We start from the raw sequence: 26859 nt of genomic DNA, 5'->3' as shown, positions 1-26859 counted from the left end.
CACGCCATCCGGCGCCTTGTACGGCCTACTGCCAACCGAAGGAGAGTGTCATGTCCGCATTGCCCAAAGTCGTTGCCTGGTTCGAAATTCCGTCCGTCGATTTCGACCGCGCGGTGCGCTTTTACGAAGCCGCGCTCGATGTCGAACTGAACCGCCAGGAGTTCGGCGGTCAGCCGATCGCCACGTTCGGCTATGAAGAGCCGGCCACCGGCGGCGCGATCGTCCACGGCCCGTCGATGAAGCCTGCCGCCGACGGCGTCACCGTCTACCTGAACGCGCAGCCCACCGTCAACGCCGCCCTCGCGCGCATCGAGCGGGCGGGCGGCAAGACCGACGGCCCGGTGATCGAGCTGCCGCAGGATATCGGCTACATCGCGTTCTTCATCGATACCGAGGGCAACCGCGTCGGCCTACATTCGCGTACCAACGGCTAGGCGCACCCGGCTCGCCGCACGTCCACCGGAAGCCGCCATGCGGCGCTATCATCGCGGGACCCTCCCCCTCCTCTTCTACCCGACGCCCACGATGACGCGCCGCGCCGACCGCCTGTTCCAGATCGCCGAGTTGCTGCGCGGGCGGCGCCTGACCACCGCGCAGCAACTGGCCGACTGGCTCAACGTTTCGCTGCGCACGGTCTATCGCGACGTGCGCGATCTGCAATTGTCAGGGGTGCCGATCGAAGGCGAAGCCGGCATCGGCTACCGGCTCTCGCGCTCGGCGAGTCTGCCGCCGCTCACCTTCACCGCCGACGAACTCGCCGCGCTCGCAGCCGGCGCGCGCATGCTCGAATCGTGGGGCGGCGCGGGCTTCGCAAGCGGCGCGCGCGGAGCACTTGCGAAGATCGCCTCGGCGATGCCCGCCGACAAGCGCGCGACGCTCGAACGGCTCGCGATCTTCGCACCGTCGTTTCACATCAAAGGGGATTTTTCGGCGCAGCTCGATACGCTGCATCGCGCGATCGACATGCGCCAGGTGGTGCGTTTCGCGTACACCGACGCGAAAGGCGCGAACACCGAGCGGCGCGTCTGGCCGCTCGCGCTCGCGTATTGGGGCGCGCGCTGGACGCTCGGTGCATGGTGCGAACTGCGCGGCGATTTCCGCAATTTCGGGCTCGAAAAGATCCGCGATCTCGAGGTGCTCGAAACTTATCCTGATCGGGAAGGCAGGCGGCTCGCGGACCTGCTGCGGCATGTCAATGCGAAGTCGCGGTGAGAGCCCGCCGCCCGTCGCCGTTGCTATCAGCACAGGCGGCGAGCGGCGAGTGGACTGAAACGAACCGCGAACAACGAAACCGGGTACGCCTACTCCACCGCCTTCACCATCTCCTCGATCACCTTCTTCGCGTCGCCGAACACCATCATCGTCTTGTCCATGTAGAACAGGTCGTTGTCGAGCCCGGCATAGCCCGCCGCCATCGAACGCTTGTTGACGATCACGGTGCGCGCCTTGTACGCCTCGATGATCGGCATGCCCGCGATCGGCGACTTCGGATCGTTCTTCGCCGCCGGATTCACCACGTCGTTCGCGCCGAGCACGAGCACCACGTCGACCTGGCCGAACTCGCCGTTGATGTCTTCCATCTCGTAGACCATGTCGTACGGCACCTCGGCCTCGGCGAGCAGCACGTTCATGTGACCCGGCATGCGGCCCGCCACCGGGTGAATCGCGTACTTCACCTCGATGCCCTTCTCGACGAGCTTGTCGGTCAACTCCTTTAACGCATGCTGCGCGCGCGCCACGGCCAGCCCGTAGCCCGGCACGATCACGACGGTTTCGGCGTTGCCGAGCATGAACGAGGCATCGTCGGCCGAACCCGATTTCACCGGACGCTGCTCCGTCGCACCGCCCGTCGCCGCGCCCGCCTCGTTGCCGAAGCCGCCGAGAATCACGTTGAAGAACGAGCGGTTCATCGCCTTGCACATGATGTACGACAGGATCGCCCCCGACGAACCCACCAGCGAGCCCGCGATGATCAGCATCGGATTGTTCAGCGAGAAGCCGATGCCGGCCGCCGCCCAGCCCGAGTACGAGTTCAGCATCGACACGACGACCGGCATGTCCGCGCCGCCGATCGGAATGATGATGAGCACACCGAGCACGAACGCAATGACCGTCATGATGATGAACGGCAGCCACGATTGCGTGAGGAAGAAGAGGATGCCGAAGCCGATCATCGCGAGCGCGAGCATCAGGTTGATCAGATGCTGGCCCGCGTACACGACCGGCGCGCCCTGGAAGAGCCGGAACTTGTACTTGCCCGACAGCTTGCCGAACGCGATCACCGAGCCCGAGAACGTGATCGCGCCGACGAACGTGCCGATGAACAGCTCGATGCGATTGCCGTACGGCAGGAAGCCCGGGATTGGATTGTCGGGATCGATGAGGCCGAACGCGGCCGGCTCGGAGACGACCGCATACGCGATGCACACCGCGGCTAGACCGATCAGCGAGTGCATGGCCGCGACGAGTTCGGGCATCTTCGTCATCTCGACGCGCGCGGCGACGAACGCACCAATCGCGCCGCCGACCACCAGCCCGCCCAGCAGCAGGCCAAGCCCGAGGCCGAGATTGGAGCCGAGCGCGGCGGCCTCTTTCGAGATCAGCGCGATGGTCGTGAGAATCGCGATCGCCATGCCGACCATGCCGAAGGTATTGCCGACGCGCGCGGTCTTCGGATTGGACAGCCCCTTGAGCGCCTGGATGAAGCAGACCGACGCGACCAGATACAGCAGCGTGACGACGTTCAGGCTCATTTACGCACCCTCCTTGCCGCCAGCGGGAAGTTTCTTCGGCTCTTTCTTCTTGAACATCTCGAGCATTCGCCGCGTGACGAGAAAGCCGCCGAACACGTTGACGGCCGCGAGCGCGACCGCGATCGTGCCGAAGAACTTGCCCGCGCCGCCGACCGTCAGGCCCGCCGCGAGCATCGCGCCGACGATCACGATCGCCGAGATCGCGTTGGTCACGGCCATCAGCGGCGTATGCAGCGCGGGCGTGACGTTCCAGACCACGTGATAGCCGACGTAGATCGCCAGCACGAAGATGATCAGATTGATCACGGTGTGATTGATGACTTCCATCGCCGCTCTCCCGTTACTTGCGCGTGACCTGACCGTCGCGCGCCAGCAGCGTGGCCGCGACGATGTCGTCCGCGAGATCGATGTTGAGCGCGCCTTCCTTGGTGACGATCAGCTTCAGGAAGTCGAGCAGGTTGCGCGCGTACAGCGACGACGCATCGGCGGGCACCATCGCCGGCAGGTTCGTATAGCCGACAATCTGCACGCCGTGCTTGACGACCACCTGGTCCGCCTCGGTCAGCGGGCAGTTGCCGCCGCGCCGGCCCTCGTATTCCGCACCGCGCCCGGCCGCCAGATCGACGATGACCGAGCCCGGCTTCATCGCCTGCACGGTGTCGACCGACAGCAGCGTCGGCGCGGGACGGCCCGGAATCAGCGCGGTCGAGATCACCACGTCGGCCTGCTTCGCGCGCTCATGCACGAGCGCCGCCTGGCGCGCAAGCCACGACGGCGGCATCGGCCGCGCGTAGCCGCCGACGCCCTGCGCAGCCTCGCGCTCTTCGTCGGTTTCGTAAGGTACGTCGAGAAACTTGGCGCCGAGCGATTCGATCTGCTCCTTCACGGCCGGCCGCACGTCCGACGCTTCGAGCACGGCGCCGAGGCGCTTCGCGGTCGCGATGGCCTGCAAGCCGGCCACGCCCGCGCCGAGAATCAGCACGCGCGCGGCCTTTACGGTGCCGGCGGCCGTCATCAGCATCGGCATGAAGCGCGGATAAAGCGTCGCCGCGAGCAGCACCGCCTTGTAGCCGGCGATGTTCGCCTGCGACGACAGCACGTCGAGGCTCTGCGCGCGCGTGGTGCGCGGCGCGGCTTCGAGCGCAAACGCGGTGAGGCCGGCGGCGGCGAGCTTCTGGGCGTTGTCGGCGTTGAACGGATCGAGCATGCCGACAAGCGTCGCGCCGCGCTTCAGGAGCGGCAGTTCGGTGTCGGTGGGGGACTGGACCTTGAGGACGAGATCGGCGCCGAACGCGGTGGCCGCATCGACAATTTCCGCGCCCACGGCCGTATAGGCCTCGTCGGGAAAGCTCGCGCCGGCCCCGGCGCCGCTCTGGAGCGTGACGCGGTGGCCCTGCGCCACGTATTTCTTGACCGTTTCGGGCGTCGCGGCAACGCGGGTTTCATGCGCGCGCGTCTCGGCTGGCACTCCGATGTGCATCGTTGTTCCTCCTCGACTTCCTGTTTGACGACGGATCGGCCGACGAGGCACGCCGGCTTGCAGATGCAACGGCTAACGAAGGTCCCACTTTAACCGAAACCGCCGCGGTGCAAAAATCGGGGTCAATGCGGGGGGCACGGCAATGTGGCTGGGCGATTCCGGACGGGCGTGCTTATTCCTCGCTTATTCGTCGCTTATTCGTTGCTTATTCGTTGCTTATTCCCGGCTGATGCCTCGCCTATTCCTCGCCAATCCCTGGCTTATCCGCACTCCCATCCTCCGGCCGCGCGGCCGTACGGCCACGCAAGCCGCGCCGGCCACCCCGGCCCCGCCCGCGCCGACGCCCGGCAGCCCATGCCCATAACCGGTAAAATGCGCACCCATGAAACCGGAAACCTGGCTGCCGCACGTGACCGTCGCGGCGATCGTCGAGCGTGACGGGCGCTTCCTGCTGGTCGAGGAGCACACCGCCGCCGGCCTGCGCCTGAACCAGCCCGCCGGCCATCTGGAAGCGGGCGAAACGCTGCTGGACGCGGTGATCCGCGAAACGCTCGAGGAAACCGCCCATTCGTTCGCGCCTGAAGCGCTAGTCGGCATGTACATGACCCACTTCGAGCGGCCGGAGCGCGAGGGCATCACGTACCTGCGCTTCACCTATTGCGGCGCGGGCGGCGCACCGGACCCGGCGCGCGCGCTCGATCCCGACATCGTCCGCACGCTGTGGATGAGCGCCGACGAGTTACGTGCCTGCCCCGAGCGGCACCGCACGCCGCTCGTCATGCAATGCGTCGACGATTACCTGGCCGGCCGGCGTTTCCCGCTCGACTTCGTGCACACGCATTCGGTCGGGCCGAAAAGATAAGCGCCAGATAAGCGCCGCGGCCAACCGCCCGGCAACCGTTGCAGCAGCCGTCACGAGCGGCCATTTCACGATCCATGCAGTCATGCAGCACCCAATGAGCACCTTATGAGCAAGCGCAAAGTCGTAGTAGGCATGTCGGGCGGCGTCGATTCGTCGGTCACCGCGTGGCTGCTGAAGGAACAGGGCTACGACGTGGTCGGCCTGTTCATGAAGAACTGGGAAGACGACGACGACAGCGAATACTGCTCGACCCGCCAGGACTGGATCGACGTGGTGTCGGTGGCGGACCTGATCGGCATCGACGTCGAAGCGGTCAACTTCGCGGCCGAATACAAGGACCGCGTGTTCGCCGAATTCCTGCGCGAATACTCGGCCGGCCGCACGCCGAACCCGGACGTGCTGTGCAACGCCGAAATCAAGTTCAAGGCCTTTCTCGATCACGCGATGTCGCTCGGCGCGGAAACCATCGCGACCGGCCACTACGCGCGCGTGCGCCAGAACCACGAGCGCGACGGCCGCTTCGAACTGCTGAAGGCATTGGATCATACGAAAGACCAGTCGTACTTCCTGCACCGACTGAACCAGGCGCAACTGTCGAAGACGCTGTTTCCGCTCGGCGAAATGCCGAAGACGAAGGTACGCGAGATCGCCGCACAGATCGGCCTGCCGAACGCGAAGAAGAAGGACTCGACCGGCATCTGTTTCATCGGCGAACGGCCGTTCCGCGACTTCCTGAACCGCTATCTGCCGACCCAGCCCGGCCCGATGATGACGACCGACGGCAAGGTGGTCGGCGAACACATCGGCCTCGCGTTCTACACGTTCGGCCAGCGCAAGGGCATCGGCCTCGGCGGCAGCAAGGACGGCAACGGCGATCCGTGGTTCGCCGCGGCCAAGGACATTGCCTCGAATACGCTGTTCGTCGCGCAGGGCCACGAGCATCCGTGGCTGCTGTGCCACACGCTGTCGGCCGGCAATACGAGCTGGGTCGCAGGCGAGCCGCCGCCCGAAGGCTTCGTGTGCGGCGCGAAAACGCGCTACCGGCAAGCCGACGCGGCCTGCACGTTCGGCAGCGCCAAGGGCGGCGCGGCCGGCAACGGCCTCTTCGAGCTGACCTTCGAGGCCGCGCAATGGGCCGTCACGCCGGGACAATCGGCGGTGCTCTACGACGGCGACGTGTGCCTCGGCGGCGGCATCATCGAACAGGCGATGACCGGCCAGCCGGCCGAACTGCCGCAAGCCCAGCCGCCCAAGCAGCCGAAAGCGCGCTCGCGGAAAAAGCCGCAGGGCACACTGCAAAAAGCGGCGCTGCTCGGCGGACATTGAGCGAGGCAAAGCGGCGTGGGTGGCGGGAACGGCGTGTTGCGTGGTTCCGGCTCCCCGCCGCACCGCGCCTGATATGCCCCGCTGCCCTGGCCCCCCGCCGCGCCTGATACGTCCCGCCGCCCCGGCCCCCCGGCCGTGGCAGTCATATCCGCCGCAGCCGTTGCGCTCGCCTCATCCTCTCCCGTCGCCTTGCGCGCCCGAGTCACACGAGCTTCACCTTCGCGTGCGACCGTAAGCTGCCGCCCGCCTGCCCGCGCTGCGCCGCTTTTCGTGCCTTTTCGTGCGTCCCCGGGCTCGCGAGCTTTGCACGCCCTGCGCACGCCACGGCGCGCGCGGCCGCTTCGGGCTAACATTTCGGGCTAACATCCGCTGTACGCCGACCCACGGCCACCCGTTTTCCTTCGCGGCGGATGCCGTCCGCGCGACCCGCGCGCATGATCCCGCCGCAATGATTTTCACCGTACCGGAGTCTCCATGTTTTCTCGACGCTATCTGGCCATGTGGTGCGCAGTCGCGCTCCTCGTCGCATGTGCCGCGCTTGCCGCGACGCATCACCTGTCGTGGTTCTGGCTCGTCGTGCCGGCGGCGCTCGTCGCGCTCGGCCTGTTCGACCTGACCCAGCAGCGCCATGCGATCCTGCGCAACTACCCGCTCTGGGGCCATATGCGCTTCATCTTCGAGTTCATCCGCCCGGAGATCCGGCAGTACTTCGTCGAGGACGATACCGACGAAAAACCGTTCTCGCGCGCGCAGCGCAGCATCGTCTATCAGCGTGCGAAGAACGACGTCGACAGCCGCCCGTACGGCACCGAACTCGACGTGAAAGCGGTCGCGCACGAATGGATCAGCCACTCGCTCGCGCCGACGAAGCTCGACGGCCACGACTTTCGCATCGTCGTCGGACCCGATCGCGCGCAGCCGTATTCGATGTCGATCTTCAACGTCTCGGCGATGAGCTTCGGCTCGCTGTCGGCCAACGCGATCATGGCGCTGAACCTCGGCGCGAAGAAAGGCAACTTCGCGCACGACACCGGCGAAGGCTCGATGTCGAAGTATCACCGCGAACATGGCGGCGACATCATCTGGGAAATCGCCTCGGGTTACTTTGGATGCCGTAACGACGACGGCACGTTCAACCCCGAGAAATTCGCCAGACAGGCCGCCGAGCCGCAGGTGAAGATGATCGAGATCAAGCTTTCGCAAGGCGCGAAGCCCGGCCACGGCGGCGTGCTGCCGGCCGCCAAGATCACGCCCGAAATCGCGGAAACGCGCGGCGTGCCGATGGGCCGCGACTGCATTTCGCCGGCCACGCACTCCGAGTTCTCGACGCCGCGCGAACTGCTCGAATTCGTCGAGCGGCTGCGCACGCTGTCGGGCGGCAAGCCGACCGGCTTCAAGCTGTGCATCGGGCATCCGTGGGAATTCTTCGGCATCGCCAAGGCGATGCTGGACACCGGCATCCTGCCAGACTTCATCGTCGTCGATGGCGCGGAAGGCGGCACCGGCGCGGCACCGCTCGAATTCACCGATCACGTCGGCGTGCCGCTGCAGGAAGGGTTGCTGCTCGTGCACAACACGCTGGTCGGCATCGGCTTGCGGCAGCGCATCCGCATCGGCGCGAGCGGCAAGATGATTACCGCGTTCGACATCGCGAAGACGCTCGCGATCGGCGCGGACTGGGTCAACGCGGCGCGCGGCTTCATGTTCGCGGTCGGCTGCATCCAGGCGCAGACCTGCCACACGGGCCGCTGCCCGACCGGCGTCGCGACCCAGGACCCGGTGCGCCAGCGCGCGCTCGTCGTGCCGGACAAGGCCGAGCGCGTGTTCAACTTCCACCATAACACGCTGCACGCCTTGCAGGAGATCATCCAGGCGGCGGGGCTGCACCACCCGGCGGAACTGCGCGCGCATCACATCGTGCGGCGCGTGTCGTCGCATGAAGTGCGGCTCATGTCGGACCTGCTCAAGTATCTCGAACCGAACGACCTGCTCAACGGCAACTATCGCTATACGCTGTTCGAGAAGTACTGGCCGATCGCGCAATGCGATTCGTTCTCGCCGAAGGTGGAGCTGGCGGCGACCTGAGCGCGGTGCCCGGTGGGAGTCGTTGGCTTGTTGATGGCAGTATCTTGCATGTCATCGGCTCCCACCTGAACCGAGATTGACCGTGCCGAGGCTGGAATGTGGCTTCGCGTTTTTTCCATTGCTGTCATGTCTGATCTTTCCGTGCCGAATCAGAAGTCGCTTATGCCTGCCGCGTCAGGAGCAGCTAATGGCGTGAAAGTACGGACATACCCTGCGCGATGCGCAGATTGATCGTTCAGTACTTCCATTGCGTGGCCTGACGTCGCTGTTCCAGTTCTTTGGGCGTCAGGTAATGACGGCTGATTCCGAGGCCGCGTAAGTTTTCAGCTTTGCGAATATTGTGGAGAGCTGGCGGACCGCTATCGTCGATCCATTTCACGTCGTAGCTAAAGCCCGCAGTTACGTCGAATAGGGAATCACGCGGCATCGGTAAACGATACCCAAAAGTGACGTAGTTCTTTCCGTAGAATTGCGGTATTTCGAGCGCGCCTGTCGGGGCAAAAAAGTGGCGGGTTTCCCGACGAATACCATCGATTGTCTCCCCACGCACCAGGCGGTGCAGACCCAGACTTTCGAAATGTTCATAGGGAATGTTCGTGCGAACGTCGTTACTGACCTCGATCTCGACGAAAGCGATGCGGGGTTTTCCATCGACGAGTTTCAATTTGTCGTAAACGAAATGCATCGACATAACACCGTTCTGGTAATACGCATACTTGATCAGGTCTATCTGCTCCGACTGATATTGAGGTTTGCCAAGGCGCTGTATTACGTCGTCGAACGTGATTTGCCCTGCGGCCCATTTCAAACCGACTTCAGTGAAGCGCAGCAGTTGCGCCTGCTGGTCGGAAGTCATCTGCCTGTTCGTCATTGTTCCCTGCATGTCATTGGCCCTCGCCGGCACTGCAATGACGACTGCAAGCAGTAACCGGATGCCGATCCGTCTGACGCCTGTTATCAGGCGCGAAATCATCTGGCTGCCCGCACCCGCCATTGCGGTACCGCCGCGATCTCGCGCCTTCGGCTTGAAAAGTCCGTTCCCGGCGAAACGGAAAATGCGCTCCCGCAATGGTTCGAACATGTGTGCATGAAGTGATGTGCAAACGGCAGTATCGAAAGCGCAGGCACCGGCGTCTATCAGAATTGGACTAATTTTTATCCCAAATGAGAAATTTATTCAGACAGGCACTTCGTGACGGCCCAACGACGGCCGCGCCGCCCGCCCCCGCCTGTCGCCCAAAAACCGCACCCCAACCCGTCCGCCCCCGCAAAACAGGCCGCCCCGCGCCCTTTCCGTTAAAATCTCGCGTTTAGCACTTCGCTCCACGGCCGCCTCGGGCGCTCAGGCGCACGCGGCACGGCCCCCTGCCCGAAAGGCACTTCATGCTCACGTTTCAGCAAATCATCCTGACCTTGCAGTCCTACTGGGACAAGCAGGGCTGCGCGTTGCTCCAGCCGATCGACATGGAAGTCGGCGCGGGCACGTCCCACGTCCATACGTTCCTGCGCGCGATCGGCCCCGAGCCGTGGCGCGCCGCCTACGTGCAACCGTCGCGCCGCCCGAAAGACGGCCGCTACGGCGAGAACCCGAACCGTCTGCAGCACTACTACCAGTACCAGGTGGTGCTCAAGCCCGCGCCGGAAAACATCCTCGACCTGTACCTCGGCTCGCTCGAAGCGCTCGGCTTCGACCTCAAGCAGAACGACGTGCGCTTCGTCGAGGACGACTGGGAAAACCCCACGCTCGGCGCCTGGGGGCTCGGCTGGGAAGTGTGGCTGAACGGCATGGAAGTGACCCAGTTCACCTACTTCCAGCAGGTCGGCGGTCTCGACTGCAAGCCGGTGCTCGGCGAAATCACCTACGGTCTCGAACGTCTCGCGATGTACCTGCAGAAGGTCGAGAACGTCTACGACCTCGTCTGGACCGAGTGGGAAGAGCAAGGCCCGAACGGCCCCGAACTGCGCCGCCTGAGCTATGGCGACGTGTATCACCAGAACGAAGTCGAGCAGTCCACCTACAACTTCGAGCACGCGAACGTCGATCTGCTGTTCACGTTCTTCAACAGCTACGAAGCGGAAGCGAAGCGCATGATCGAAACGCAGCTCGCGCTGCCCGCCTATGAACTCGTGCTGAAGGCCGGCCACACGTTCAACCTGCTCGACGCGCGCGGCGCGATCTCGGTCACCGAACGCGCGGCCTACATCGGCCGGATTCGCGCGCTGTCGCGTCTGGTCGCGCAGGCCTACTACGACTCGCGCGAAAAGCTCGGCTTCCCGATGCTCGGCAATCCGGTGCACGGCGTGCCCGGCCTCACGACCGACGAGCAGGAAGCCGCGATGCCCGCGTGGGCGCCGCCGCTGAAAGTCGAACGCAAGATCGATCAGGACTGACGAGAATATCAACCCATGACTCAATCTCAACACGCTACCCTGCTCGTCGAGCTGCTGACCGAAGAACTGCCGCCGAAAGCGCTCGCGCGTCTCGGCGACGCTTTCGCCGAAGGCATTGCGCAGCGCCTCGCGGCGCGCGATCTGATCGACGGCGAACCGTCGTTCGAAGGCTATGCGACGCCGCGCCGCCTCGCGGTGATGCTTCACAACGTGCGCGCCGTTGCGCCGGAAAAACACGTGCGCGAAAAAGTGCTGCCGGTTTCCGTCGCGCTCGATAAAGACGGCCAGCCCACCGCGCCGCTCGCCAAGAAACTCGCCGCGCTCGGCTTCCCCGACTTCTCGGTGAACGATCTCGAACGTGCCCAGGACGGCAAGGCCGAGGCGTTCTTCCTGCGCTACGCGGCGCCGGGCGCGACGCTCGTCGACGGCTTGCAGGCCGCGCTCGACGAAACGCTCGGGAAGCTGCCGATTCCGAAGTTCATGACCTATCAGCGCCCGGACGGTTCGAGCGTGCAATTCGTGCGCCCGGCGCATCGTCTGACCGCGCTGCACGGCGAAGAAGTCGTGCCGGTCAGCGCGCTCGGCATCGACGCCGACGACACCACGCTCGGCCATCGCTTCCTCTCCGAAGGCTTCGTGCAGATCCAGCATGCGCATTCGTATGCCGAAACGCTCGAACACAGGGGCCGCGTGATCGCGAGCTTCGCGAAACGCAAGAACGCAATCCGCACGCAACTGCTCGAACAGGCCGGCGACGACAAGGTCGTGATGCCCGAGTCGCTGCTCGACGAAGTGACCGCGCTGGTCGAATGGCCGGTGGTCTACGCCTGCCGCTTCGAGGACGAATTCCTGCAGGTGCCGCAGGAATGCCTGATCCTCACGATGCAGACGAACCAGAAGTACTTCGCGCTGACCGATGCGAACGGCAAGCTGCGCTCGCGCTTCCTGATCGTGTCGAACATCGAGACGGAAACGCCGGACGAGATCGTCGAAGGCAACGAGCGCGTGGTGCGTCCGCGCCTCGCCGACGCGAAGTTCTTCTTCACGCAGGACAAGAAGAAGCCGCTCGCCGACCGCGTGCCGCTGCTCGCGAACGTCGTCTATCACAACAAGCTCGGCTCGGCGCTGCAACGCGTCGAGCGCCTCGAAGGGCTGGCCGGCGCGATCGCCGCGCTGACCGGCGCCGACGTCGCGCTCGCGAAGCGCGCCGCGCGTCTCGCCAAGGCCGACCTCATCACCGACATGGTCGGCGAATTCCCCGAGCTGCAAGGCACGATGGGCACGTACTACGCGCGCCACGACGGCGAGCCGGAAGAGGTCGCGCTCGCCTGCTCGGAACACTATCAGCCGCGCTTCTCGGGCGACGCCTTGCCGACCACCGCGACCGGCACCGTCGTCGCGCTCGCGGACAAGCTCGAAACGCTGGTCGGCATCTGGGGCATCGGCCTGCAGCCGACCGGCGAGAAAGACCCGTTCGCGCTGCGCCGTCATGCGCTCGGCGTGCTGCGCATCCTGGTCGAAAAGCAGTTGCCGGTCGATTTCGTCGAACTGCTGCGCGCCGCCTATGCGCAATTCGCCGGCGTGCCGAACGTCGCCGATTCGACCGACGCGATCTACGAGTTCAGCATGGACCGCCTGCGCGGCCTCCTGCGCGAACGCGGCTATGCGGCCGGCGAAATCGACGCGGTGCTCGCGCTGAATCCGACGCGCCTCGACGACATCGTCGCGCGTCTCGACGCGGTGCGCGAATTCGCGTCGCTCGCCGAAGCGGCATCGCTCGCGGCGGCCAACAAACGCATCTCGAACATCCTGAAGAAGTCGGACGGCGCGGCGAACGGCGGCGTGCAGCCGGCGCTGCTTACCGAGGCGGCGGAAAAAGCGCTGCACGCGCAGCTCGAACAGGTCGCGCCGCGCGTGCAGTCGCAACTGGCCGCGCGCGAGTACACCGGCGCGCTCACCGCGCTCGCCGCGCTGCGCGAACCGGTCGACACGTTCTTCAACGACGTGATGGTCAACGCCGACGACCCGGCGCTGCGTGCCAATCGCCTGGCCTTGCTCGGCGCGTTGCATCAGCAGATGAACTGCGTCGCCGACATTTCCCGACTCGCCGCCTGAGTACCGCGCCATGCCGAACAAGAAAGTGGTGATCCTCGACCGCGACGGCGTGATCAACGTCGACTCCGACGCGTTCATCAAGTCGCCCGACGAATGGATCGCGCTGCCCGGCGCGCTCGAAGCGATCGCGCGCCTGAACCAAGCGGGCTATCGCGTTGCGGTCGCGACGAACCAGTCGGGCATCGGCCGCGGTCTGTTCGACATGGACGCGTTGAACGCGATGCATCTGAAGATGCATCGCATGGCCGCGGCCGTCGGCGCGCGCATCGACGCGGTGTTCTTCTGCCCGCACACGGCGGAAGATCATTGCGAATGCCGCAAGCCGAAGCCCGGCATGCTGAAGATGATCGCCGAACGCTTCGAAATCGATCCGGCACAAACGCATGTCGTGGGCGATTCGCTGCGCGATCTGCAGGCGGGCGCGGCGCTCGGTCATCCGACCCATCTCGTGCTGAGCGGCAAGGGCCGCAAGACGCTCGCGGCCGGCGGCCTGCCCGACGGCACGCTCGTGCACGACGACCTGCGCGCGTTCGCGCTCGACTTTCTCGCCGACGCTCAGGAATAACGCGCGCACCGCGCGTTTCCAACCTTCACCGACCACGCCGATGCGCTTCCTCCGTTCCCTGCTGCTGCTGATCTATTTCGTGCTGGTCACGGTGCCGTATGCGACCGCGTGCTTCATCGCGTTTCCGTTCCTGCGCGCGGAAAACCGCTACTGGATGGCAGCCGGCTGGTGCCGCCTCACGCTGTGGACGGTGCGCTACCTGAACGGCATCCGCTATCGCATCGAAGGTTTCGAGAATCTGCCCGACGGTCCGGCCGTGCTGCTGTCGAAGCATCAGTCGGCGTGGGAAACGCTCGCGTTTCCGGCGATCATGCCGCGCCCGCTGTGCTATGTATTCAAGCGCGAACTGCTGTACGTGCCGTTCTTCGGCTGGGCGCTCGGCATGCTGAAGATGGTTCACATCAACCGCAAGGAAGGCAAGTACGCGTTCGAATCGGTCACGAAGCAGGGCAAGGCGCGCATGGCCGAAGGCGCGTGGGTCATCATGTTTCCGGAAGGCACGCGCACGCCGACCGGCAAGCAGGGCAAGTACAAGACCGGCGGCGCGCGCTTCGCGATCGCGACCGGCGCGCCGGTCGTGCCGATCGCGCACAACGCGGGACGCGTGTGGCCGCGCAACTCGTTTACGAAATATCCGGGTATAGTCACGGTGTCGATCGGCAAGCCGATCGACACGACGGGGCTCACGCCCGACGAAGTGAACACGCGCGTCGAACAGTGGATCGAAGCCGAAATGCGCCGCATCGATCCCTCGGCCTATAGCGCGGCGGCCAGCGACTCCGCCGCCGCCCCCATCTGACGCGCCACGCCCTCGAAGCCCGAAGGCGTATTGCGCGAAGCGAAGCCGATGCAGAAGTCTCCCACGCCGCCGTCCGCTGCGGCGCTCGAAAACCGCCAGCTCGATCTCCCGCTCTTCGCCGAGCCGGGGTCGATGTCGTCGTCCCCTTCACCTGCCGCGCCGGGTTCATCGAATCCGGCACCGGTCATGCCGCCCGCCGCGCCGCTCGCGCCGGACGGCAGCAAGCTGCGCAGTCTCGTCATCGGTTCGCGCACGCTGCACTACGTGCTCAAGCGTTCGGCGCGCCGCTCGATCGGCTTTGCGATCGACAGCACCGGTCTCACGATCACCGCGCCGCGCTGGGTCACGCTCGCCGATATCGAAACCGCGATCACCGAAAAGCAGCGCTGGATTTTCACGAAGCTGATCGAATGGCAAACGCGTGTCGAACAGCGCGCCTTGCCGAAGATCGACTGGAAAGATGGCGCTGAAGTGCCGTACCTCGGTCAGCCGGTGCGCGTCACGCTCGGCGCGCCGCACGGCACGCTCGCGTTCAGCGCCGAGCATGCCGCGCTGCAATTGCCGCTGCCGTTGCAGGCCGATCCGCAGCAGATCAAGGACCGCGTGCAGGGCTGGCTGCAAGGCGAAGCGAAGCGGCTGTTCGGCGAGCGCCTCGCGATTTACGCGCAGAAGCTCGGCGTCAACTATCGCGCGTATGCGTTGTCGTCGGCGGCGACGCGCTGGGGCAGTTGTTCGAGCGACGGCAAGATTCGCCTGAACTGGCGGCTCATTCACTTTCCGCTGTCCATCATCGATTACGTCGTCGCGCACGAACTCGCGCATCTGCGCGAGATGAATCACAGTCCGCGCTTCTGGCAAACCGTCGAATCGATCTTTCCGGAATTTCGCGAGGCGCGGCAGACACTGAAGTCGCATCCGCCGGAGTTGTTGCCGACGCTTTGAGGCATCGCCTCGATTTGCCGCCTCGATGCGCCGCGGCATTTGCAGCATGCCGGTCGCGGCGGTCTTCGTGCCCGCTCCCGAGCGAGCCGCACCCGCCGACGTGCCTCCCGCTCAGGCCGCATCGCCCGCGCGGCGTCGAATTCAGGCTATGAGGCAATCATTTACAATTGCCGTCACTCAACCAGACATTTACCGCCCCACCTTCAAAGGATTACCCATGCGAATCTTGCATACCATGCTGCGAGTCGGCAATCTGGACGCTTCCATCCGTTTCTACACCGAAGTTCTCGGCATGCGCCTGCTCCGCAAGAGCGACTTCCCGGACGGAAAATTCACGCTGGCATTCGTCGGCTACGAGGACGAATCCGAAGCCGCGGCGATCGAGCTGACGCACAACTGGGACACCGATCAATACGACCTCGGAACCGGCTACGGCCATATCGCTCTCGAAGTGGACGACGCCTATGCCGCATGCGAAGAAGTGAAGAAGCGCGGCGGTGTCGTGACTCGCGAAGCCGGTCCGATGAAACACGGCACGACGGTCATCGCCTTCGTGGCCGACCCGGACGGCTACAAGATCGAACTGATCCAGAAGAAGGGCCGCGTCGACTGAGACCCGCGCTTGCCTGGGCCCGGTATCGGAATCACAACGTTCTCGTCACCCCATCGTCCATGAGCACCACGACCGCCTTGCCCGCGCGCCGCGCCCCGGATAGCTTCGCGATCCTGCTGATGATCGGGCTCTGCGCGATCTGGGGACTCCAGCAGGTCGCGATCAAGAGCACCAACGCGGCGCTGCCGCCCGTCTTCCAGGCGGGGCTGCGCTCGGCGATTGCGGCGGTGCTCGTGTGGGCATGGGCGCGCTCGCGCGGCACGCCGCTCTTTCGCGACGACGGCACGCTCGGCGCAGGCCTGCTCGCGGGCGTGCTGTTCGCGGCCGAGTTCATCTGCATCTTTCTTGGGCTGACGCTCACGAGCGCGTCGCGCATGGCGGTGTTTCTCTACACCGCGCCGTGCTTCACCGCGCTCGGTCTGCACTGGTTCGTCGAGGGCGAACGGATGCGGCGCATCCAGTGGCTCGGCATCATCATCGCGTTCGCGGGCATGGCGCTCGCCTTCGCCGACGGCTTCCTGCACACCAGCGCGGCTCACGGCTCGACGCTTGCGGGCGCGGCCGGCGACGCACTCGGCGTGCTCGCCGGCATCGCATGGGCCGCGACGACCGTCGTCGTGCGCGGCTCGCGGCTCGCGCATATGAGCGCGAGCAAGACGCTGTTCTATCAGCTGGCGGTATCGGCGGTGGTATTGCTCGCGCTGGCGCTCGGGCTCGGTCAGATGCGCGTGGACACCGTCACGCCGCTCGCGCTGGCGAGCCTCGCCTATCAGGCGGTGGTCGTCGCATTCGTCAGCTATCTGTTGTGGTTCTGGCTGCTCACGCGCTATATCGCGTCGCGACTCTCGGTGTTTTCGTTTCTCACGCCGCTGTTCGGCGTGACCTTCGGCGTGCTGCTGCTCGGCGAATCGTTCAGCGCGCGCTTTCTGAGCGCCGCGCTGCTCGTGCTGGCCGGCATCGCGCTCGTCAACGCACCGGCACAGGCAAAGCCCGGCAAGGCCTAGGCACGCCGCCGCTCATCTCGCGATCTCACGACGACGGCGCACGCGCCGCTTATTGCGGTGCGCCCTTCGAATTCGCCGCCAGCGCCTGCGCGACGCTCACATATTCGGCCACCGGCACGTCTTCGGCGCGGCGTTGCAGATCGAAGCCGAGCGCCTCGAAATCGACACGGTCGCGCAGCGCGGAAAGCGTATTGCGCAGCATCTTGCGACGCTGCGAAAACGCGGCCGTCACGACTTCGCCGAGCACGTTTGCGTCGACCACCGGCAGCTCGTGCGGCTCGTACGGAATCATCCGCACGATCGCCGAATCGACCTTCGGCGGCGGCTGGAACGCCTCGGGCGGCACGTCGAGCTGCTTGTCGATCACGTAGCGGTACTGCAGCATCACCGAGAGGCGGCTGAACGCCTTGGTGCCGGGCTCCGCGACCATGCGCTCGACCACTTCGTTCTGCAGCATGAAGTGCTGGTCGATCACACGCTCCGCGAACGTCGCCAGATGAAACAGCAGCGGGCTCGAAATGTTGTACGGCAAGTTGCCGACGATCCGCAGCGACGCCTTCTCGCCCGGCGCGGCGAGCGAGCCGAAATCGAACGCGAGCGCGTCGCCCGCATGCAGTTCGAGCAGATTGCCGAATTTCGTTTTCAGACGGCCGATCAGGTCGCGGTCGAGTTCGACCGCATGCAGCGGCGCCTCGGGCGTCGCGAGCCGCTCGATCAGCGGTCCGGTCAGCGCGCCGAGCCCCGGCCCGATTTCGACCATGCGCTCGCCGCGCTGCGGCCGGATCACGTCGACGATCGAATCGATCACGCCCATGTCGACCAGGAAGTTCTGACCGAAACGTTTGCGCGCGAGATGGCCCTGGTGCCGGCCTTGTTGCTGTCTGCTGGTGGACATCGAAGAAACGCCAGAAAGAAAACTGCTTGAGAAAAGGATTGTGCCGCGTACTTGAGCCGCTCATTCGAGCCGCTCATTCGGGCCACTCGCGCGGCGGCCGCCTCAGGCCGTGCGACGATGCCGCGCCATCGACACCGCCGTGTCGATCGCGGCCATCAGGCTGCCCGCATCGGCGCGGCCGGTGCCGGCGAGATCGAGCGCGGTGCCGTGATCGACCGAGGTGCGAATGATCGGCAAGCCGAGCGTGACGTTGATGCCCTCGCCGAACGTCGCGAACTTCAGGACCGGCAGGCCCTGGTCGTGGAACATCGCGAGCACGCAGTCGGCCTCTTCGAGATAGCGCGGCTGGAACAGCGTGTCGGCCGGATAGGGACCGCGCGCGTCGATGCCCTGCGCGTTCGCATGTTGCAGCGCCGGCGTGATGACGTCGATCTCCTCGCGGCCCAGGTAGCCGTTTTCGCCCGCATGCGGGTTCAGCCCCGTCACGAGGATGCGCGGCGCGGGCAGGCCGAAGTGCTGGCGCAAGTCGCGGTCGATGATATGCAGCGTCTCGGCGAGGCTGTCGATCGACAACGCCGCGGAAACGTCTTTCAGCGGCAGATGCGTGGTCGCGAGCGCGACGCGCAGTGGCCGCTTGCCGGTGCCCGCGAGCATCATGACGACACGTGGCGTATGGGTGCGCTCGGCGAGGTATTCGGTATGGCCCGTGAACGGCACGCCGGCATCGTTGATCGTGCTCTTTTGCAGCGGCGCAGTGACGATCGCGTCGAACCGGCCGGCCACGGCGCCGTCGATCGCGGTATCGAGCAGATCGAGCACGTAGCGGCCGTTCGCGGCGTCGAGCTTGCCCGCCTGCGACGGCGCGCCGAGCGCGCGGTGTTCGACGCGCACGCGCTGGCCGTCGGCGAGCAGCGCGGCCCAGTCGACGCCGACGGCGCGCGCGCGTTCGGCGAGCAAGGGCGCGTCGCCGAGCACCGTGAACTGCGCGCCGGGCCAGTGCGCCGCCGCCCCGGCCAACGCCTGCGCGGTCAGTTCGGGACCGACGCCGGCGGGCTCGCCGGTCGTGATCGCGATCTGCAGCGGGAGTTGGGCAGACTGGGCGACGCCTGTCATGGTGACGACCTCGCTTACTGCGCGCTCGACATGACCGGTTTCACTTCCACGTAAGCCGTGTCGCGCAATTCGCGCAGCCAGTCGGCGTAGGCCTGTTCCGCCTTGCGCTGGCCGATCGCCTGGCGCGCGAGATCCATCTGCTGCGAGACCGAGCCTTCCGCATCGCGGCGGCCCAGCACCTGGATCAGGTGGTAGCCGTATTCGCTGCGCACCGGCTCGCTGATCTGGCCGTCCTGCAGCGAGTTCATCGCGCGCTCGAATTCCGGCACCGTCTCGCCCGGGCTGATCCAGCCGAGGTCGCCGCCCTGCGAGGCGGAACCGTCCTGCGAGTAGGTGCGCGCGAACTTCGCGAAGTCGCCGCCCGCGACGATCTGGTTGCGGATGTCGAGCAGCTTCTCGCGCGCCTGCGGCTCCGAGATGCCGTCGCCGACGCGCAGCAGGATGTGGCGCACGTGCGTCTGCACGAGCTTCGGCGCGTCCGCCGTGGTGCCCTGGCCGGCGCGGCGCTCGACGAGGCGCACGATCTCGAAGCCGTCGTTGGTGCGGATCACCTGCGGGTCGACCTCGCCCGGGCGCAGCGTTGCCGCGGCCGTGACGAACTCGGGCGGCAGCTTCGACGGCGCGAGGAAACCGAGGTCGCCGCCGTTCTTCGCCGCATCCGGCGCCTGCGAATTGGCCTTCGCGAGCTTTTCGAAGTTCGCGCCGCCCTTCGCTTCGGCGAGCAGCGCGTCAGCCTTCTTCTGCGCCGCTTCGATGTCGGTCTCCGACGCGTTCAGCGGCGCCTTCAGGAAAATGTGCTGGATGTGCAGATCGTTCGTCTGCCCGGCGTTCGGACCGCGCTGGCTCGCGATGTAGTTCACGACCTCGGCGTCCGTCACCGTGATCTTGCTGTCCACTTCCTTTTCGCGCAGACGCGAGAGCGTCAGCTCGGTGCGCGCGTCGCTCATGAAGGTGGTCCAGGGCACGCCTTCCGACTCGATGCGCGCGCGATACACCGCGAGCGTCATGTTGTTGGCCTGCGCGAGACGTTCGAGCGTGTGCTGCACGGCCGCGTCGTCGACGGTGATGCCGTCTTCCTTGGCTTTCTGCAGCTGGATGCGCTCCAGCACCATCTGCGTGAGCACCTGCTGGCGCAACTGGTCCATCGGCGGAACCGGCGCGTTCTGCTGGTTCAGCCGGCGCGTGATGAGGCCCATGCGTTCGTCGAGCTCACGCTGCGTGATGACGCCGTTGTTGACCACCGCGGCGATCGTGTCGACCGTCTGGCCGCCACTGTCGCTCAACGCCTGCGCCTGCGCCGGCGCAACCGGAAGGAAAGACGCCACGGCGACGAGAGCCGCCGCGAGCGTTGCCAAGCGAAGCTGTTTCATGATTGCCACAGATACTCCAATGATGTCGGGCGCTTCGCCCGTCTTTTCGCAAGCCATGAATGACCGGGCGACCGTCATTCGTAGTTGGTGAACCTCGACTCCGGCGGCGGCGGCGGCGGCAACGGCGTGTAACCGGCCACGCTGGTGCGGAACGCGGTCATCAGCCCGTTGTCGACGCTCGACAACCCCTTGAACGTCAACTGCGCCAGAAACCGCGTGCTCGACTGATTCTGCCCCGAGGTGTTCAGGCCGTTCGCATAGCGCTGGATACCGGCGCCGAGCGTCCAGCAGTCCGCGTCGTATTGCAGGCCGATCAGGCCGTCGACGATCCGGTGGCCGCCGAGGTCGTAATTGAAGCGACCGACCCCGTACACCCGATGCGACAGAGGCCACTGGCCCGAAATCAGCACCTGATTGATCGGCTCGTTGTCGAGCGTGGTGTTGGCGCGCGTGTAGCGGTACGCGACATTGATCACCTTGCCGCTCGCCGGACTGAACCCGAAGCCGACGCTCGTCTTCGTGAGCTGATTGTTGTCGGCATTATATTGGAACGCAGTTTCCGAAGCGAAACCGGCGCCCAGCTTGACCGACGCGCCCGCGATCAGGTCCGAGTGCGTGGCCTCGGTGCTGGTCTGGCTCGGCTCCAGCGTGACGCGCTGATCCTGGAAGTAATACTGCTGCGCGATCACGAAGCGCGCGCGTTCGTCGCCGGTGGCCGGGTTGATGAAGCGCGTGGTGAGACCGACGGTCAGGCGGTTCGCGTCGGCGATCCGGTCGTTGCCGACGAAGGTGTTCGGCGTGAAGATTTCCGCGAGGCCGAAGTCGGAGTCGGCGGTGTCGAAGAGCGGCGCGTTGTCCTGGTTGCGGTACGGCGTGTACACGTAGTACAGGCGCGGTTCCAGCGTCTGGATGTAGTCCTGCCCGAACACGCGCACCGAGCGCTCGAACGTCAGCCCGGTGTCGAACGTGAAGGTCGGGATCGACTCGGTGAAATTCTTCTGCGCATTCGACACGCCCGACAGGTCGGTGCCGATATTGTTCAGGTTATACGACGCGAAGTGCCACTGGATCTTCGGCGTGACGAAGTAGCCCGGCCCCACCACCGAATACGACAGGTACGGGTTGAACAGCACCCGCTGGCCTTCGGTCACGTCGGCCGTCGTAATGCGGAAGTTCGTGTAGTCGGCCTCGGCGCCGAAGTCGAAGCCGCCGACGTTGTACTTCGCGTACTTCACGTTCAACTGCGGCTCGCGGCCGTACGGCGCGACCGACGGCTGCAGCGTCTGCCAGTGCTGCTCGCGCGCGAGCACGGACCACGGTCCGTTGTTGTAGGTCAACCCGGCTTCCTGCTGGTACAGGAGCTGGGTGCCGTTCATGAACTGGTTGACCGACGACGACAGGTCTTCCGGATACGTGTTGTCCGAAACCTTGTTGTAGTAGATGTAGCCGCCGAACCCGTTGCCGAAGTTCTGGTTGTGCTGGATGTACAGCGCGTAGCGGTTGGTCTTCGTCAGGTGATCGTCAGGCAGGAACTCGCCCGTGATCGAGCCGGAGTACGTCGGCGACAGATAGCGGAACGTGCTCTGCAGTTGCACACCGCGCTTCGAGATCAGGCGCGGCGTGAGCGTCAGGTCGCGATTCGGCGCGATGTTGAAGTAATACGGCACCGACAGTTCGAAGCCGTTCGACGAACTCAGCGAGAACGTGGGCGGCAGCAGGCCGCTGCGCCGGTCGCCCGAGAGCGGGAACGACAGCCACGGCGAGGCGAACACCGGCACGCCCTGGAAGAACAGCACGCTGTTGTAGGCGACGCCTTCGTCCGCGCCGGTATCGAAATCGAACTCGCTGCCCTTGATGTACCAGGCCGGATTGTCCGTGCACGAGCAGGCCGTGTAGGTGCCCTTCGTGAACACCGAGCGCTCGGCGTCGAGCAGGTCGACGCGCTGCGCGCTGCCCGAGCCGCCCGTCATGTTGAAGTGGTACTTCGGCGCGTTCATGAAGCCTTCGGTCGAATCGACGCGCAGATGCGCCTCGGGCCCGATGAAGGTGTTGCCGGTGTTGACCACGTGGACATTGCCGTAGGCGTCGGCCATGTCCGTGTCCTGATCGTAGTGCAGCGCGTCGGCCTTGATGACGGCCGTGTTGTGACGCACTTCGGCCGAGCCCTTGGCCGCCAGATCCTGGTCGATCGTGCCGCTCGCCTGGTCGCCGAGCACGAAGGTGGCGGGCCGCTGGCCCGTCTGCAGCGGATGCTCTTCGAGCTGCGGAGCAAGCTGCATGCCCCACGGCGGATCGATCGCCTGCGGCTGCGCAGCTTCCCCCGCCAGCTGGGCGTGCGCCAGCGCGGGCATGAGGCCCGGAACGGCGATCAACGCCGCGACGAGCCGCCTTTTGCGCGGCATGACTGCACAGGAGGAATTGATTTTGGAAAGCTGTCTAGGCGGCATGTATCGTTTGGCAATCGGCCCGTGCCAACGCTTGCGTCATCGCGATCCACCGCCTGCACACCGCGACCGTGACAGTCGGCTGCACGTCAGGATTTACAGGTTGCCGAACGATAGGGCGGGCGGTGGAACGAAACACGCGCAAGCGGGCGTGCGAGTCGCGTCAAAAAAGTCGTGGGGTATTATATGGCAAGACGTTGCCCCCCAGAATTTGCCGCCGCTTTTCATGACGCCGCCTTCGAACCCAGACCTCACCGACTCCCGTCTCCCCCTGCTCAAAGCCTGGCTGCAAAGCCACGCGGCACGCCATGCGCTCGAGCCCGACAGCCTCGTTGCCGCTTCGTCCGACGCCAGTTTCCGGCGCTATTTCCGGCTCGCCGGCAAGGCGGCGCAAGGCAACGGCGCGGCCACGCTGATCGCCGTCGACGCCCCGCCGCCCGAAAAATGCCGCGAGTTCGCGCAGATCGCGCAGTTGCTCGACGCGGCCGGCGTGCACGTGCCGCGCGTGCTCGAAGTCGATTTCGACGCGGGCTTCATGCTCGTCACCGACCTCGGCACCGCCTCGTACCTCGGCGCGCTGACCGGGGCGCAGACGAGCGGCGACGCGCGCGCGGCCCGCGCGCTGATGCGCGACGCGCTCGACGCGCTGATCCGCTGGCAACTGAGCTCGCGCGAAGACGTGCTGCCGCCGTTCGACGAAGCGTTCCTGCGCCGCGAGATGGAGCTCATGCCCGAGTGGTTCATCGGCCGGCACCTCGGCCGCGAGGTCGACGCCGCGACGCGCGCGCTGCTCGATCGCACGTTCGCGCTGCTGATCGCGAGCGCGCGCGCACAGCCGCAAGGCTTCATGCTGCGCGATTTCATGCCGCGCAATCTGATGATCGCCGAGCCCAATCCCGGCGTGCTCGACTTCCAGGACGCCGTGTACGGCCCGCTCACCTACGACGTGGTATCGCTGCTGCGCGACGCCTTCCTCAGCTGGGACGAAGAGTTCGAACTCGACTGCTTCGCGTACTACTGGGAGCGCGCCAAAAAAGCCGGCCTGCCCGTCGATGCCGATTTCGGCGAGTTCTACCGCCAGCTCGAATGGATGGGGCTGCAACGCCACATCAAGGTGCTGGGCCTCTTCTGCCGGATCCACTACCGCGACGGCAAGGCGCATTACATGAACGACCTGCCGCGCTTCATCGGCTATGCACGCAAGGTGGCGGAACGTTACGCGCCGCTGCGCCCGTTCGCGAAACTGCTCGACGACCTCGAAGGCCGCGCGCAGGAAGTCGGCTACACCTTCTGAGCGATGAGCCTCTCCGTGAAGAAAGCGATGATTTTCGCCGCGGGCCGCGGCGAGCGCATGCGCCCGTTGACCGACGCGTGTCCGAAGCCTCTGCTCGAAGCGGGCGGCAAGCCCTTGATCGTATGGCAGATCGAGCGCCTCGCGCGGGCCGGCATCGAGACGATCGTCATCAATCACGCGTGGCTCGGCGCACAGCTCGAAGCCGCGCTCGGCGACGGTTCGCGCTGGCAGATCGAGTTGCGCTATTCGGCCGAACCAGGGGGCGAGGCGCTGGAAACCGCGGGCGGCATCGCCTATGCGCTGCCGCTGCTCGAAGACGGGGGCGCGAGCGAAGTGTTCGTCGCGGTCGCCGGCGACGTGTATGCCGATTTCGATTACACGACGCTTACCGCGCATGCCGAACGCCTGCGCGCGCTGCCCGAGCCGGGCATGCATCTGGTGATGGTGCCGAACCCGCCGTTCCACCCGAACGGCGACTTCGGTTTCGCCGATGGCGTGCTGTCGCTCGATACGCCGCCGCGCCTCACGTTCGGCAGCATCGGGCTCTACGACACGCGCATGTTCCGCGCCCTGCCGCGCGGCACGCGGCGCGCGCTGAGCCCGTATTACCGCGAGACGATCGCGCGCGGCCTCGCGAGCGGCGAGCTGTACGAAGGCTTGTGGGAGAACGTCGGGACCCCGGAACAACTGGCAGCGCTCGATCGGCTGCTGCGGGCGCGCTGAGCCGCAGGTGGGTGTACTGAGCCGCGGCGGGTGCACGGAACCGAAGGCGGGCACAGTTGCCCGCCGCGCGAGCCCAGCCCGAAGTAGAGCCCGCTGCCCCCGGCAATCACCGCGCGCCGGCGTCCGCCCCGACCTCGCCCTGCTTCAGGTCCGCCCCTTCCACCGCGTCCGGCGTCTGCGCGGCGCGCTGCTGCAACGCCCACATCTGCGCGAAGAGTCCATTTGCGCGCAGCAACTCCGCGTGCGTACCGCGCTCGACAATGCGCCCCTTGTCCATCACGATGATCTGCTGCGCGTGCACGACCGTCGAGAGCCGGTGCGCGATGATGAGCGTGGTGCGCTCGCGCGCGATCTGGTCGAGCTCGTGCTGGATCGCGCGCTCGGAGCGCGAATCGAGCGCGGACGTCGCCTCGTCGAACAGCAGGATCGGCGGATTCTTGAGGACGGTGCGCGCAATCGCGACGCGCTGTTTCTCGCCGCCCGAGAGCTTGAGCCCGCGCTCGCCGACCGGCGTGTCATAGCCCTTCGGCAGACTCTCGATGAACTCGTGGATATGCGCCGCGCGCGCCGCCGCGATCACTTCGTCGCGCGTCGCCGAGGGCCGGCCGTATGCGATGTTGTAGTAGATCGAATCGTTGAACAGCACCGTGTCCTGCGGCACGATGCCGATCGACGCGCGCAGCGAATCCTGCGTGACGTCGCGAATATCCTGCCCATCGATCACGATCGCGCCGCCCGTCGCGCGGTCGAGATCGTAGAAGCGGAACAGCAGGCGCGCGAGCGTCGACTTGCCCGAGCCGCTATGGCCGACCACCGCCGTCGTCGTACCGGCGGCGATCGTGAAGCTCACGTCGTGCAGAATCGGCCGCGCGGCCTCGTACGCGAAGCTCACGTGCTCGAAGCGCACCTGCGCGCCGGCCACGGCGAGCGGCGCCGCCGCGGGCGCGTCGGGTACTTCCCGGGGCGCGCCGAGCAGCGAGAACATGCGGTCCATGTCGGTCAGGCTCTGCTTCAGTTCGCGATACACGACACCGAGAAAATTGAGCGGAATATAGAGCTGCAACATGAACGTGTTGATGAGCACGAGATCGCCGAGCGTAAGGCGCCCGGCCATTACGCCCTGGGTCGCGCGCCACAGGATGAACACGAGCCCCGTGCCGATGATCGCCTGCTGCCCGAAGTTCAGCGCCGACAGCGAGCGCTGCGACTTGATCGCCGCCGCGCGATAGCGCTTGAGGTTTTCATCATAACGATTCGCTTCCCAGTCCTCGTTGCCGAAGTACTTGACGGTTTCGTAGTTGAGCAGCGAGTCGATCGCGCGCGAATTCGCCTTCGAATCGAGCTCGTTCATCGTGCGGCGAAAATGCGTGCGCCACTCCGTGACCTTCACCGTGAACACGATGTACACCGCGAGCGCGACGAACGTGACGATCGCGTAATAGGCCTCGTATTTGACGACGAAAAAGCCGAGCACGAGACCGACTTCGACGAGCGTCGGCAGGATGCTGTAGAGCGAATAGGAAATCAGCTGCGTGATGCCGCGCGTGCCGCGCTCGATATCGCGCGACATGCCGCCCGTCTGCCGTTCGAGATGAAAGCGCAACGACAGCGCATGCAGATGGCGGAACACCTTCAGCGCAAGCTGGCGCACCGCGCTTTCGGTCACTTTCGAAAACAGGATCTCGCGCAGCTCGGTGAAAAACGAGGTCGACAGGCGCACCACCGCATACGCGACCACGAGCAGGCCGACGCCGCCGAGCAGCACGATGCCGGGCGCGTCCTGGGCGCGGCCGAGCGCGGTCAGATGCTGCACGGACGCGAGGCTGTCGACGATGCGCTTCATCACGATCGGCACGCCGAGATTGGCGACCTTCGCGCCGATCAGACAGCTCAGCGCGAAGCCGACGCGCCATTTGTAGGTGGCGAGGTACGGCAGCAGCGACAGGATCGTCTGCCAGTCGTTGCGAGGCTGGGTGGAAATCGGCGAGGGTTCGGACGAAGGCGAGCGGCGCATGGGGTCGGCTGGGGAAATAGGTGGAACTGCCGGAGCGCGCGGCGACGCGTGAGGTTCGCACCGCACATGAC

Annotated in this window: 23 protein-coding genes; 14 read left to right on the top strand and 9 right to left on the bottom strand. The window is 65.7% G+C overall.

Annotation, left to right across the window (positions count from 1 at the left end; genetic code table 11):
* Window positions 1-50: 50 nt before the first annotated feature.
* Window positions 51-434, top strand: a complete 384-nt coding sequence (locus F3J19_RS00225; RefSeq protein WP_167035916.1) for a VOC family protein — start codon at window positions 51-53, stop codon at window positions 432-434.
* A gap of 37 nt (window positions 435-471) precedes the next feature.
* A complete protein-coding gene (locus F3J19_RS00220; protein ID WP_167035913.1) occupies window positions 472-1212 on the top strand; it encodes a YafY family protein in 741 nt (246 codons plus the stop codon).
* 89 nt (window positions 1213-1301) lie between these two features.
* Here the strand turns inward: F3J19_RS00220 and F3J19_RS00215 are convergent, their stop codons facing one another.
* The 3 genes from F3J19_RS00215 to F3J19_RS00205 are packed head-to-tail and all read right to left on the bottom strand — an operon-like array spanning window position 1302 to window position 4233.
* Window positions 1302-2753 carry an NAD(P)(+) transhydrogenase (Re/Si-specific) subunit beta gene (locus tag F3J19_RS00215; protein ID WP_167035910.1) on the bottom strand — a complete coding sequence of 484 codons (1452 nt, stop codon included), beginning with the start codon at window positions 2751-2753 and terminating at the stop codon, window positions 1302-1304.
* Window positions 2754-3080: an NAD(P) transhydrogenase subunit alpha gene (locus F3J19_RS00210; RefSeq protein WP_167035907.1), complete on the bottom strand. Its 327-nt coding sequence runs from the start codon at window positions 3078-3080 to the stop codon at window positions 2754-2756. It lies immediately after the preceding gene.
* 13 nt (window positions 3081-3093) lie between these two features.
* Window positions 3094-4233: a Re/Si-specific NAD(P)(+) transhydrogenase subunit alpha gene (locus F3J19_RS00205; RefSeq protein ID WP_167035904.1), complete on the bottom strand. Its 1140-nt coding sequence runs from the start codon at window positions 4231-4233 to the stop codon at window positions 3094-3096.
* A gap of 382 nt (window positions 4234-4615) precedes the next feature.
* Here F3J19_RS00205 and F3J19_RS00200 point away from each other — a divergent pair, with 382 nt between their 5' ends.
* The 3 genes from F3J19_RS00200 (at window position 4616) to F3J19_RS00190 (ending at window position 8506) form a co-directional block, all read left to right on the top strand.
* On the top strand, window positions 4616-5095 hold the full coding sequence (locus F3J19_RS00200; protein WP_167035902.1) for an NUDIX hydrolase: 480 nt from the start codon (window positions 4616-4618) through the stop codon (window positions 5093-5095).
* 105 nt (window positions 5096-5200) lie between these two features.
* Window positions 5201-6421, top strand: a complete 1221-nt coding sequence (gene mnmA / locus F3J19_RS00195) for a tRNA 2-thiouridine(34) synthase MnmA (protein ID WP_167035899.1) — start codon at window positions 5201-5203, stop codon at window positions 6419-6421.
* A 474-nt stretch (window positions 6422-6895) separates the two neighbouring features.
* Window positions 6896-8506 (top strand): FMN-binding glutamate synthase family protein, encoded by a 1611-nt coding sequence (locus F3J19_RS00190; RefSeq protein WP_167035896.1) that lies wholly within the window; start codon window positions 6896-6898, stop codon window positions 8504-8506.
* Window positions 8507-8741: 235 nt separating this feature from the next.
* Here the strand turns inward: F3J19_RS00190 and F3J19_RS00185 are convergent, their stop codons facing one another.
* Window positions 8742-9587 (bottom strand): hypothetical protein, encoded by an 846-nt coding sequence (locus F3J19_RS00185; RefSeq protein ID WP_167035893.1) that lies wholly within the window; start codon window positions 9585-9587, stop codon window positions 8742-8744.
* A 302-nt stretch (window positions 9588-9889) separates the two neighbouring features.
* Here F3J19_RS00185 and glyQ point away from each other — a divergent pair, with 302 nt between their 5' ends.
* The 7 genes from glyQ to F3J19_RS00150 all read left to right on the top strand — a co-directional run bounded on the left by glyQ (window position 9890) and on the right by F3J19_RS00150 (window position 16935).
* On the top strand, window positions 9890-10897 hold the full coding sequence (gene glyQ / locus F3J19_RS00180) for a glycine--tRNA ligase subunit alpha (protein ID WP_167035890.1): 1008 nt from the start codon (window positions 9890-9892) through the stop codon (window positions 10895-10897).
* Between the two features lie 15 nt (window positions 10898-10912).
* Window positions 10913-13012 carry a glycine--tRNA ligase subunit beta gene (gene glyS, locus F3J19_RS00175; protein WP_167035887.1) on the top strand — a complete coding sequence of 700 codons (2100 nt, stop codon included), beginning with the start codon at window positions 10913-10915 and terminating at the stop codon, window positions 13010-13012.
* A 10-nt stretch (window positions 13013-13022) separates the two neighbouring features.
* Entirely contained in the window at window positions 13023-13577 is a 555-nt protein-coding gene (gene gmhB / locus F3J19_RS00170) for a D-glycero-beta-D-manno-heptose 1,7-bisphosphate 7-phosphatase (RefSeq protein ID WP_167035884.1), read from the top strand.
* A 40-nt stretch (window positions 13578-13617) separates the two neighbouring features.
* A complete protein-coding gene (locus F3J19_RS00165) occupies window positions 13618-14376 on the top strand; it encodes a lysophospholipid acyltransferase family protein (protein WP_167035881.1) in 759 nt (252 codons plus the stop codon).
* Window positions 14377-14424: 48 nt separating this feature from the next.
* Entirely contained in the window at window positions 14425-15318 is an 894-nt protein-coding gene (locus F3J19_RS00160) for a SprT family zinc-dependent metalloprotease (protein ID WP_167035878.1), read from the top strand.
* A 217-nt stretch (window positions 15319-15535) separates the two neighbouring features.
* On the top strand, window positions 15536-15931 hold the full coding sequence (gene gloA / locus F3J19_RS00155; RefSeq protein WP_167035875.1) for a lactoylglutathione lyase: 396 nt from the start codon (window positions 15536-15538) through the stop codon (window positions 15929-15931).
* Window positions 15932-15990: 59 nt separating this feature from the next.
* A complete protein-coding gene (locus F3J19_RS00150) occupies window positions 15991-16935 on the top strand; it encodes a DMT family transporter (RefSeq protein WP_167035872.1) in 945 nt (314 codons plus the stop codon).
* Between the two features lie 49 nt (window positions 16936-16984).
* On the opposite strand, the gene rsmA is transcribed toward F3J19_RS00150, so the two are convergent.
* From rsmA to F3J19_RS00130, 4 genes are all read right to left on the bottom strand, one after another.
* Window positions 16985-17830, bottom strand: coding sequence for a 16S rRNA (adenine(1518)-N(6)/adenine(1519)-N(6))-dimethyltransferase RsmA (gene rsmA / locus F3J19_RS00145; protein WP_167035869.1), 846 nt, complete (start codon window positions 17828-17830; stop codon window positions 16985-16987).
* Between the two features lie 102 nt (window positions 17831-17932).
* Entirely contained in the window at window positions 17933-18943 is a 1011-nt protein-coding gene (gene pdxA, locus F3J19_RS00140; RefSeq protein ID WP_167035866.1) for a 4-hydroxythreonine-4-phosphate dehydrogenase PdxA, read from the bottom strand.
* A gap of 14 nt (window positions 18944-18957) precedes the next feature.
* Window positions 18958-20322 (bottom strand): peptidylprolyl isomerase, encoded by a 1365-nt coding sequence (locus F3J19_RS00135; RefSeq protein WP_345889912.1) that lies wholly within the window; start codon window positions 20320-20322, stop codon window positions 18958-18960.
* Between the two features lie 65 nt (window positions 20323-20387).
* A complete protein-coding gene (locus tag F3J19_RS00130) occupies window positions 20388-22715 on the bottom strand; it encodes an LPS-assembly protein LptD (protein WP_240158595.1) in 2328 nt (775 codons plus the stop codon).
* Between the two features lie 268 nt (window positions 22716-22983).
* Between F3J19_RS00130 and F3J19_RS00125 the strand changes: the two genes are divergently transcribed.
* Window positions 22984-24051 (top strand): phosphotransferase, encoded by a 1068-nt coding sequence (locus F3J19_RS00125; RefSeq protein WP_167035857.1) that lies wholly within the window; start codon window positions 22984-22986, stop codon window positions 24049-24051.
* A gap of 3 nt (window positions 24052-24054) precedes the next feature.
* A complete protein-coding gene (gene murU / locus F3J19_RS00120; RefSeq protein ID WP_167035854.1) occupies window positions 24055-24774 on the top strand; it encodes an N-acetylmuramate alpha-1-phosphate uridylyltransferase MurU in 720 nt (239 codons plus the stop codon).
* A 106-nt stretch (window positions 24775-24880) separates the two neighbouring features.
* Here murU and F3J19_RS00115 read toward each other — a convergent pair whose 3' ends face one another.
* A complete protein-coding gene (locus tag F3J19_RS00115) occupies window positions 24881-26788 on the bottom strand; it encodes an ABC transporter ATP-binding protein/permease (RefSeq protein ID WP_167035851.1) in 1908 nt (635 codons plus the stop codon).
* Between the last annotated feature and the right edge of the window lie 71 nt (window positions 26789-26859).

The sequence above is a fragment of the Burkholderia sp. Ax-1724 genome (genome assembly GCF_011752995.1).
Lineage (GTDB): Bacteria > Pseudomonadota > Gammaproteobacteria > Burkholderiales > Burkholderiaceae > Paraburkholderia.
Note: the sequence above shows the minus strand (reverse complement) of the source record. Positions and strands in the feature narration are given on the sequence as shown.